Annotated in this window: 8 protein-coding genes and 1 pseudogene; 6 read left to right on the top strand and 3 right to left on the bottom strand. The window is 32.0% G+C overall.

What is annotated here, in order from left to right; genetic code table 4:
* Window positions 1-36: 36 nt before the first annotated feature.
* The 3 genes from OF376_RS03005 (at window position 37) to OF376_RS03015 (ending at window position 1,789) form a co-directional block, all read left to right on the top strand.
* On the top strand, window positions 37-594 hold the full coding sequence (locus tag OF376_RS03005) for a PQ-loop domain-containing transporter (protein WP_263822042.1): 558 nt from the start codon (window positions 37-39) through the stop codon (window positions 592-594).
* 2 nt (window positions 595-596) lie between these two features.
* Window positions 597-1,100 carry a hypothetical protein gene (locus OF376_RS03010; protein ID WP_263822043.1) on the top strand — a complete coding sequence of 168 codons (504 nt, stop codon included), beginning with the start codon at window positions 597-599 and terminating at the stop codon, window positions 1,098-1,100.
* 149 nt (window positions 1,101-1,249) lie between these two features.
* The gene (locus OF376_RS03015; protein ID WP_263822044.1) at window positions 1,250-1,789 is read left to right on the top strand and encodes a PQ-loop repeat-containing protein; all 540 of its coding nucleotides are present in this window, start codon (window positions 1,250-1,252) and stop codon (window positions 1,787-1,789) included.
* 1,106 nt (window positions 1,790-2,895) lie between these two features.
* Here OF376_RS03015 and rsmG read toward each other — a convergent pair.
* Genes rsmG through OF376_RS03030 form a run of 3 tightly spaced genes read right to left on the bottom strand, consistent with a single transcriptional unit; the run spans window position 2,896 to window position 7,584 of the window.
* Complete coding sequence (gene rsmG, locus OF376_RS03020) at window positions 2,896-3,606, bottom strand: 16S rRNA (guanine(527)-N(7))-methyltransferase RsmG (RefSeq protein WP_263822045.1); 711 nt, start codon at window positions 3,604-3,606, stop codon at window positions 2,896-2,898.
* Window positions 3,599-5,455, bottom strand: a complete 1,857-nt coding sequence (gene mnmG, locus OF376_RS03025) for a tRNA uridine-5-carboxymethylaminomethyl(34) synthesis enzyme MnmG (protein WP_263822046.1) — start codon at window positions 5,453-5,455, stop codon at window positions 3,599-3,601. Before mnmG ends, rsmG begins: the two co-directional genes overlap by 8 nt.
* Window positions 5,456-5,472: 17 nt before the next feature.
* The gene (locus OF376_RS03030; RefSeq protein WP_263822047.1) at window positions 5,473-7,584 is read right to left on the bottom strand and encodes a DUF31 family protein; all 2,112 of its coding nucleotides are present in this window, start codon (window positions 7,582-7,584) and stop codon (window positions 5,473-5,475) included.
* A gap of 80 nt (window positions 7,585-7,664) precedes the next feature.
* Here OF376_RS03030 and OF376_RS03035 point away from each other — a divergent pair, with 80 nt between their 5' ends.
* The 3 genes and pseudogenes from OF376_RS03035 to OF376_RS03045 form a co-directional block, all read left to right on the top strand.
* Entirely contained in the window at window positions 7,665-9,794 is a 2,130-nt protein-coding gene (locus tag OF376_RS03035; protein WP_263822048.1) for a Tex-like N-terminal domain-containing protein, read from the top strand.
* A 2-nt stretch (window positions 9,795-9,796) separates the two neighbouring features.
* Window positions 9,797-10,594, top strand: coding sequence for a hypothetical protein (locus OF376_RS03040; protein WP_263822049.1), 798 nt, complete (start codon window positions 9,797-9,799; stop codon window positions 10,592-10,594).
* 161 nt (window positions 10,595-10,755) lie between these two features.
* Window positions 10,756-11,131: pseudogene (locus OF376_RS03045) on the top strand (Vmc-like lipoprotein signal peptide domain-containing protein); the annotation flags it as partial.

Below are 11,131 nucleotides of genomic sequence, written 5' to 3' on the forward strand. Positions count from 1 at the left end.
GCATATATAAAAAGTAATGAAAGAAGTTATACAATTATGAGTATATTACAAAATATTACAACACCTGATTACATCCTTCCTGATAGTGATCTTGCAAAGATCATTAGCGGTGCTGATCTAAGTAAATTAGATAGTTCTGCTGCATCTGGAATTTCAATTGCAGTTTCTGTATTCAGTGTTATCGGTACAATTGTTATCGCATTAAGTGTTTTCCCACAAACAATTAAAACTATGAAGGATCGTAATACAGCAAGCTTAAGTTTCTTATTATTCTTCCTAACTGGTTTAGCTACAACTTTCTTAGCTCTTTATGGTATTGGTTTAATCACAGTAAAAACAAACTCTTCTGCTTTCTTAGTAGGGGTTACATCAGATACAGGTAAAGGTATCTTCAATTATCAAGAATATGTAGCTGGTTTCTTAGTACCAGGTATCTTCTTACTTGCATGTGAAGGATTCATGGCTGTTACATCATTCATGGTAGCATTCGTTAAACTTGCAAACCAAATCAAAGCTAAAAAAGCTGGTATGTCTGAATTAGATTACTACGAAGTTCACATCAAACCAACATTAAATTTAAAAGGAGCTAAATAGTCATGTTATCATTTTTACAACAAGCTGCAGAAAGTGCTACTAAAGTCACTGCTCCATTAACTGAAACTCAAGCAATTGACAATGGTTTCATTGTTAATCAAGATGTTATCTTTAGCCAAATGGGTGACGCTGAACAAACTTATGGTTTCCCTATTCACCCTTGAGCAGTATTCTTCCAAGTAATTGGTGCTGTTCTAGTATTTATCGCTTATGTACCAGGGGTAGTTGCTACTCTTAAATCTAAACGTACAGAAGTATTATCATTAGGAATGTGAATTTTATCTGTATTAGGTCTAGCATTCTTAACAATCTTTGCATGATTAGGATTCTCTTTATCACCAGGTGGTTTCGCTTTAGTAGCCGTTTCAGAATCATTATCATTGATCTTAACAATCATCGTTCTATCAGTGAAAATTTCAATTATGAACAAAGCTAAAAAAGCAGGTATGTCTGAATTAGAATACTGCAACCTACACTACCCAATTAATGCAAAAATCAACAAATAATCAGAAAAGATAAAAAAAATTATTTTAAAAGGAGCCTGTGGCTTCTTTTTTTATTGTCTATTTTGTAAAAACAAAAATCTTTTTATTGAAGAATATATGGCAAAATATAGTACCATTAATATTTAAAGATAATAAAGGTAGGTTTTTATATGTGAAATAGTATCAGTGATATTCCCAATTTTTACGATGAGATGGGTAACATTAATTTAGAGGTCTCTGCGCACGCTAGTGCCACTGAAGTGGCTACGTCTGTTTTCTCGGCTGTGGGTACAACCTTGCTCGCTTTAAGTGTTTTGCCACAAACAATTAAAACATTAAAGAGTAAGGACACAGCCCAACTAAACTTCTGATTGTTCTTGCTAACCGGTTTAGCAAGCGCCTTCCTAGCCATATACGGTGTCGGATTAGCGACTGTTAGTCCTTATGCTAAAGTGTTTGCTGTGGGTAAGTTTATAAATGAGCAAAACGAAACTGTTTTAATCTTTAATTACCAAAGATTTATTGCTGGATATCTTGTCCCAGGAATTATTATGTGCGTTGGTAGTTCATTATTATCAATTACTGCCCTAATGGTTGCCTTTTTAAAATTTAAAAATGCACGTAATGCAAAGAGTATGAACTTGTCAGAAACCGATTATTACCAACAATATATACTTACTCAAATTAAACAGGATAAAGCACCCTTATAGGACTCTTTTTTATAAAAATATAAATCAAAAAAACACCGTTATTGTTAAGCGGTGTTTTTTATAAATAAACATCTGTGATAAAGCCTTATTCTAAAAGTGGTTTGTCTTCTATAATCGCTGCTTCCTCTGCGCCTACATTAATTCCATAGTTGGAAAAGTCATGTTTAATGATGTCTAAGTAAACTGTTATATCATTTCGATTATAAACATCTTCTTCGTAATTTAATTTATTAATTTATCAAGAAGGTATTCTAGTTCCAACTCCTTATTTTGTAAGTAAGCTGCTTCAGCTAATATGGCAGCCTTTTGCTTGGTTAATTCCGCTATAACTAAATAATGATGCTGATAACTTTTACGAATGTTCTTCAGATCGACAATATATTTTTATGATTCAGGCTTGTTCTTTTTTTTCTTGTAGCGAACAATTGCAATAATAAAAAAGATAAAACTAATCAATCCAAAAAACCAGAGACTTCAGAACATCTTCTACCCGCTTCTGTTTCTGGCATTATTACATAAGGGATTAAAAGACATAATGATAAAACAAAAAATACACCACATATAATTCATCATGGAGAAACCTTGCGTTTAACCGGCATGGCAAATTAGGATTTAGTATCCATAATTTTGCTATAAATTTCTTTGTGCTGATCAAATAATTTTAAGATTTTTAAAACCGTTCGATTACTCTTATCAAACATCCCTACAAATGTATATGTAAGTTTATTGAGTTGTCGTGTTGAATTATGTGCCGATAGATTTCCTGTTGTTCTGGAATTAAATGCACCTATACCGTGTGCAAACCCAAATGTTCGATCCATAATATCTAAAGACGCCTCTGTATGCGATTCACTACCTGTGTTTAAGTTTGAGACATTACACAGTCGAAAGTTAAAAATGCTTATTTCGCCGGAATATCTTTCTAATGGTTTATTATATCCCCATTAAAAGCATAATCTCTATAAACTTTATCCTTCATTTTTCACCTTTTACCTTGTTAATACATAAATTTAATGTTCCGTTTTTTTCTCTTTAACTATATCATTTTTCGTTTAAAACGGCACAAAATTAACTGGATAAAAAGCAAATTAAATAATTATATTGTTTTATAATGGTTTAGCCACTATTTGCGCTCACTTACGTGGGTATTGTTTGCTTGTTCGTTTTAGTTTTCGATATACCAAAACATTATTTGATTTGTCGCTTGAAATATAAGCATTATGTTTAATTAAAGACAGGTTCAATGTCTTAATTGTGTTTAACGCTTCGTTAATTTCAGCCTCGTATGCTAGCCCTTTTGGTTCAATAAGAAGTCCATCCACCTTAACAAATGGGGTAGATATTTCTAAGATCTTATATAAACCCGCCACAGCCCGAGCAGTCGCTATATCAAATGACTCACGCATATCTAAAGTCATCTCTTCAGCTCGCATATTTCACGCTTGAACATTTTGCAAATTTAATCGCTCAATAACAGTGTTTAAAAATGTACATTTTTTAGCATTCGCTTCTAATAAAACAACATCATATGAAGCAAAAACGATTGCAATTAAAATGCCAGGAATTCCTGATCCTGAACCAATATCAATCAATTTCTTCTTAACATCCACTGGCATGATACTTGAATCAGCATATGGTAAAAGTGAATCTAATAAGAATTCTTGGTAAATTTTTGACTCATCGTCTAAACGTGTTAAATTAAAATATTGATTATATTCTTGCACTAAATTCTTATAGGCTAGAATTAAATCAATTTGTGTCGCACTTACATGCGGAAAAAGTTCATGAACCTTTTTAATAAATGTTTCTTTATTCATCTTTTTTATGCTCCAAGTAATATTTAATCATCGCAATATCAACTAAATTGACTCCCGAAATTCGTGACGCTTGTTGTAAATCAAGCGGTCGAATTTTTGCTAATTTATCTCTTGTCTCTAAAGAAATATTGGGGATTTGATGATAATCGATTGTGGGGTCGAGTTTGTATGTATCCAGACTTTGTAATTGTCGTAAATGCTCTTCTTGGTTTTTAATATAACCTTCATATTTAACTGCAATCTGAATTTTTGAAATTAATTGTGTACTTAAATCGTCAAAAATGTTTTGATAAACTAATAAATCTGCTAATTTAATTTCTGGACGTTTTAAATAATCAAATAAGCTGACATTAGTTTTTGTCGTCGTGTTTTTTAATTGATCAATTTGGCCGATTGTGGTGTTTTTTAACCAATTGATAACAGCACTAAATGTTTTTTGTGCTTGCACATAATCATCATACATAGCTTGTGATACTAGACCAATATCATAACCATATTTTATTAAACGATCATCAGCATTATCATTTCTTAATGATAAGCGGTGTTCAGCCCGTGAAGTTAATAATCTATATGGCTCAACAATCCCTTTAGTTACAATATCATCAATCATCACACCGATATAAGCTTCTGTTCTTTTTAAAATCAATGGTGCTTTGTTTTGTAATTTTAATATAGCATTAATTGCTGCCATCAAACCTTGCGCAGCAGCTTCTTCATATCCGCTTGTACCATTAATTTGGCCAGCAAAATATAAATTTTTTATCTTTTTAGATTCAAGCGTTGGGTAAAGTTGAGTCGGATCAATTGCATCATATTCAATGGCGTAAGCATATTTTAAAATTTCACATTTTTCTAACCCCGGTAACATGCGAATCATTTTTTCTTGAACATCAGTGGGCATCGACGTAGAAAAACCACCTAAATAAATGGAATCTAAAGAATATGATTCGGGTTCTACAAAAATTTGGTGTCGAGGTTTATTAGCAAACTTAACAATTTTATCTTCAATAGATGGACAATAACGTGGTCCAACACCATCAATCATCCCTCCATACATCGCCGAATCTTTTAGGTGAGCGTTAATAAGCTCATGTAATTCTTGACTGGTATGAATGATGTAACATGGTAACTGTTCTTCAAAAGGTTTATATACTGGTTGATAATGACTAAAAGCAATCAGATCATTAGTTCCTGGTTCATAAATCATGTTTTCATAATTAATCGAATCTTTTTTAATTCGTGGTGGCGTTCCTGTTTTTAAACGAATCAGTTCAAAACCTAATTTTTTTAAGGCATGAGATAAAGATTGAGCATTATTTAAACCATCTGGTCCTTCATTAATTTTTAATGATCCTTTATGGGTTACTGATTGCAAATAAGTACCCGTTGTTAAAATAACAACAGAAGCGTGTAATTGTTCATTCCCATTTACAACAACACCTTTAATTTGATCATCCTCAACAAGCAAATCAGTAACTTCCGCCTCGTATAAATCCAAATTAGCTTGTTGTTCAACCGCTTTCACAAATCATTCATGGTAAGCAACCTTATCAGTTTGCGAACGAATAGCTCACACACCTGGACCTTTTGATGAATTTAAGATTTTCATTTGCATCGCACAAGCATCCGCTGCTTTTGCCTGCATACCTCCTAAAGCATCAATTTCGCGTGTGACAATCCCTTTCGCAGGACCACCAATCGATGGATTGCACGGCATTAAACCAATACTTTTCTTTTTTAAAGTAATTAGACAAGTATATAAATTGGATTTAGCTGCAGCAAAACAGGCTTCTAAGCCCGCATGTCCTGCACCGACAACGATTACATCATATGTTTTATTTAAATTCATTCTTACCTCCATGAATTTTATTTTCTATTAAGTTTGATTGTATATATGTTATTTGCTTTTAAATACGTTCTCAAGGCGCCAATCGCATCCACGTCCCCATCTAAATCAGGACTGTAAGAAAAAAGCATATTCCCAATAATAGAGTTTTTTTGATTATTTCCAGTGCCTTCTTCTAAACCGGCATAATGGATTCCAACTAAATTGAAATTAGCATCAATTATCATTGAACCACTTGAACCAGCTGTTAAAGTTCCCAATTCATCAGAACTATATATTTGACTACCGATGTTATAACGATAATCATCTGAGCCAGTTGGATGTTTCCCGTTTGTTAAAATATTGGTGTTTTGCAATACGTGTTGACTACTTATAACTAGATTACCGACCCCTTTTGACCCTTTTCATAAGCTCAGTCCAGTTGAGTCATCAGAAGCACCGACATATCCGGCTGAGAAAGTCGTTACTTGTGGGTGGTATGGATAGTTAATTTGGTAATTAACATATCATGCCTGTTCATTCGGTGTTCCTATAATTTTACTTAATTCTGGCAGTTGTTTATCAACATCTTTTTTATTAACTGTCATTTTAATAACAACAAAGTCAATAGTTCCATTATCTATTTTATCGATGTTTTTGGTTTCCTTTTTATTACTTCCTAAAACAAAATCATGGCCCGTTAATTGTGGCGCAAAAAAGAAAGTGTTTTTATAATTATCCTCTGTATAATCTAAAACCTTCGATAATTCAGAAAAACCTACACCGTTAATAGATGAAAAGCTATTTGAAATAGCTGACTTCTTTGGCGCTTTTCCTCATAGAAGGTATTTATAGCGATCCTTGTCCTCATATGCTTCATTAGAAATTTCTGCTTTATTATCTTCTAAAAATTTATCATAAGAATCTTTGTTAAACCATTTGGTCGAGTCTTTTTCATCATCATATGATCGCATATTTAAAACGTGATTATTTGTGGCCACTAAAAAAGTATATGTATCTGGTTCATTTGTAGGAATACGATCTAAAATAAATCCTGTTCCACTGATAATATTTAAATTATTTTCAGCATTGGTTTGTAACATATTTAAGCTAATTGTTCGATCAAAAATATATCGATAATAATCCTCATTAGTTTTTAGTAAACTATTGTGGTGATTAATTTTTTTGTAAATATACTTGCCATTTGACAATAAAATATAGAATTCTAATTCTCCATGACGATCTGATGAACGGAAGCTAATCCCTTCCACATAAACAGCGTTGGCGAATATTTTTTTACTTTTTAATAAATGATTATATTCCATTGGGCTCAATCAATTGAAAAATTGTAAAAATCCACTCGGTAAATATCCATAGGGGTTTTTCTTAATTAATTGATTAACAACATTAATATCCACATCCCAATCAGTTTCCATGACATCAGCTTCTAAGAGTTTATTACGTTCAATGTAATTTAAAAATGACACTTGATATTTTAAAGATTGTCTAAATGTTGTTGTTTTTAGAATATCAATTCGCGTTTCTTCGTCAGTATTAAAACCCAAAAAACCGGTTTTATTTGCATAAAACTGTACAACTTCGTCATCTCGTTCTGACTGATTATAATAGCGATTGGCTTTTTGTAAATATTCTGCATAATATGGGTTGCTATTAATTATTTCAAAGGGTGTGCCCTCTAAATTCAATAATTTATCTAGTGTATATGTTTGTGGTGTTATATCGCGAACATCTGCAATTTCTGTATAAATTTTTTCATTAATAAATGTGTCAGAAATCCGGACCCAAAAGAACTCACCGCTCGTACGTTCGTGCAACATAACATCTAGAGAACCGTGTTTATCATCTGATTTTTTCTCAATTACAGATAAATTAGCCGTTTCTAAAATGAACTCCTTTTGTTTGTTTTTGCTAACAAAAACAAAACTTTTTAAAATCATTTCATCTGTCATTTCAGATGGTAATTTTTCATACTCATTTAAGGGTAATAGTTTTATCGCATACGCTTTTCGTTGAATATGAATATCTGAAAAACGTCGTATTAATCCACAACTTGTTGTGGCTATAGCACCCATACCCAATCCAAGTGTTAACATCCCTCATTGTCAAATTCTTTTTCTAATTTGTTTTTTCATATACCACCAATTAACATACAATTAAATATAATTATAAATTATAAATGATAACTATATCAGAAGAACTATAAGGTATTTAGATGCAAACATACGCAGATATCATTCGCACCATGAGTGCTGAAACAAACATTAATGAAACTTATATTCAAAATGTTTTAGAACTATTAGAACAAGAAAACACCATCGCTTATATTGCGCGTTATCAAAAAGCCAAAACTAATAACATGGATGAACATTTAATTAAGAAGATTGCTGATCGTTATGCTTATCTAATAAAATTAGAAAAACGCCAAACATTCATCATTGAAACTTTACAAACAAAAGGTTTATTAACTAATGAATTATTAACCGCTATTAAGAGTGTGAATACACTTAGTGAGTTAGAGACATTATATGAACCTTATATGACAAACCGAGTCACAAGAGCAAAAAAAGCCATCGAGTTAGGTTTACAACCCCTAGCTGATTTAATTATGCAAAACGATTTCAAAACCAATGTCAAACAGGCCGCTGCCAATTTTGTAAACGAACAAGTACCAACAGTAGATGTGGCCATTGATAAAGCGTGCGACATTATAGCTGCTATTATTGCACAAGATCCAATCGGTTCACAAATGGCTTTAAAGAGTTTGTGAAATTATGGTTATGTTCAGACCAAATTAGCTAAAAAAGAACTGGATGAGGAAGAAAAATATCATTTATATTATGATTGAAAAAATAAAATCAATTTTTTAAAGGCTTATCAAATAATGGCAATTAACCGTGCTGTTGAAGCAAAAGTATTGTCTTTAAAATTTCTTTTTGACGAAGATTATATTATTAATTTCATGGCTAACAAATATCATAAAAAAAGAGCGACAGATTGTGCACCATATATTGCCAAAGCTGCCAAAGATGGTTTAAAACGTCTAGTCTTTCCGGCTGTGATTAATAGCGTACACAAGGAATTAACAAACAAAGCCCAAGAACAAAGTATTAAAGTCTTCAGCAATAACCTAAAACATTTATTGTTAACTAAACCTGTTTTACCACAAACAGTCTTAAGTATTGATCCAGGTTTTGCTCATGGTTGCAAAATTGCAGTCATCGATGCCTTCAACAATGTTTTAGCTACCCAAACTATCTATCCGCATGCACCGTTTAATAAAATAAACGAAGCTGAGCAGATTATTGCTACTCTTTTAACTGAAAAACAAGTCCGTCTTATCGCCATCGGCAATAAAACAGCATCCACTGAAACATTAATTTGAATCAATGAGTTTTTAAAGAAACAAAATCTATCCATCCCCTTTGTAAGCGTCAATGAAGATGGTGCATCGGCCTATTCTGTTAACGAGATTGCTAATGAGGAGTTAAATGATTGTCCAGTAAATATCCGTTCGGCAATTAGTATCGCACGGCGTGTTCTAGATCCTTTAAGTGAATTAATCAAGATTGATCCACAAAACATTGGTGTCGGACAATATCAACACGATTTAGATAATAAAATGTTAGAGGAAGAGTTAAACTTCTGCGTTTCATATTGCGTAAACCAAGTGGGTGTTGACATTAATCTTTCAAATAAATATTTACTAGCCAAAATCTCTGGCTTAAATAAACGAGCTGCTAGTAGTATTATGAAGTACTTGCAAACCAATAAAACGATTAAATCACGCGAAGAAATCAAAAATATTCCTTATGTAACATCACAAGTATACCTGCAAGCTATCGGTTTCTTGCGAGTGCATAATTCTGCTGAAATCCTTGATAGTACTATTATTCATCCAGATGATTATTTATTAGCTAAACAACTTATGCAAAAGTTAAACATCAAACCAGAAGACGTAATAGCTCAAAAAGTTAAAATTAATCTAAATGATGCTTTATATAACCAATTAAGTCAGGAGTTTAGTACTTCACACTGAACTATTAAATACATTCTTGAAGCTTTAAGTAATCCCACATACGATATCCGTGATAACTATGGCTCATTAATGTTTTGAAATCAATTGAAAAATTTTTATGACCTACAAATTAACCAAACATACGATGGAATTATTACAAACGTAACAGATTTTGGTTTATTCATTGATATCGGACTTCCAAAAACGGTTTTTGCACCTAATAAATTAATTACAAAAGACGACGATTTGTCTATTAATATGAAAATCAAAGTAAAAATTGATAAAATCAATATAAATAAAGAACAAGTTGTTGTCATGGTGATTTAAAAATGAAAAAACTAAAAAAACGACAAATTATTTTCGGATTAGCTTTATCTCTAAGCGCATGTATCACAATACCTAGTGTCGCTTTTTCTTGTGCTAAAAAAGAAATCAGTGAAGTTATTTTTCGTAAGATCAACAAACCCATCATCAAAATAAATGATGGTTATAGTGTTCATTCCATTACTGCTGCACAAGCTTTAAAAAGTTTCTCACAGAACGAAAAAGATCCGCAAGACTATACTATTTTTAAAATCATCAAACCCAATTTCCTGCCTAGTGACCAAATTAATCCTGACGAATTAAGTTATGAAATCGTTAATCAACCTCGTCTACTAGGTGAAAACATCTTATTTTTTGAAATTAAAATTACTTATCAAAATCAAGAAAAAACAATTGAACATATTCAAGAGTATATCTCAGCAGAAGAATTAGAAACGTACAATACAAAACGCCGATATAAAAAATACTTAAAAGAGGCACTTGCAAAAAACGAAGAGTTACAACTTGATTATTTTGGTGTCCAACTAAAACCAGAATATAAAAACCTCTCAGCGCACGAAATTAAAAAGCTCGGTGATGAAGCATTACTTCTAAACATTGATAATCCCGCCTTTGCACAAATTCAAACCTATAAAAACCAACCACCTTTTAATCAATTAAAAGTTAAGGTGACCGACCTACAAATTTATGAAACGAAAGATCCTCAAATAGCTGACTTAAATGTAGAAGTAACCATTTTTATAGGCGAAGAACCTTTACAATTAACACACACCCAACGCTCTAAATTAATTAAAAAATCGTAGCAAAAAGCTGCGGTTTTTTTCTTTTTTATTTTTTTGTAAATTATAGGTGCTGATAGCGGGTCACTTTTTATAATATTTGGTACAATCATAGTGAAAAAGAAAAAGGTGACATACAGTTAATATGTCTTAACTGTGTTCATCAATAGAAAGAGTGATTATTCATGAAAAAAATTAATAAAAAAATCCTTGGTTTTTCTTTATTAGGTTTTGGAGCCGTTGCTGCCTTAGGGGGAGTGGCTGCTATTACAGCTAGTTGTGGCAATCCAGATAGTAAAGACAAAATTGAAACTAGAAGCAAAATCATTGATCAAATTCTAGCTCGTAAAGGGGAACAAAAGAAATATGGAGAATTAAACAATGTCGATGCTTTTTACTGAGCTCGTTTTTGAAATTCACCATTCGAACAAATCCGTAATCTTGCAAAGGGATTAGATGAAGCTATCGACTTAAATAAATCATCTACATTTAAACCTTTAATTGACAAGGGATTATACGAAAAAACATTCCTAGCTGAAGCTGAAAAACAAATTGCCAATT

Source organism: Ureaplasma miroungigenitalium (genome assembly GCF_025780085.1).
Lineage (GTDB): Bacteria > Bacillota_I > Bacilli_A > Mycoplasmatales > Mycoplasmoidaceae > Ureaplasma > Ureaplasma miroungigenitalium.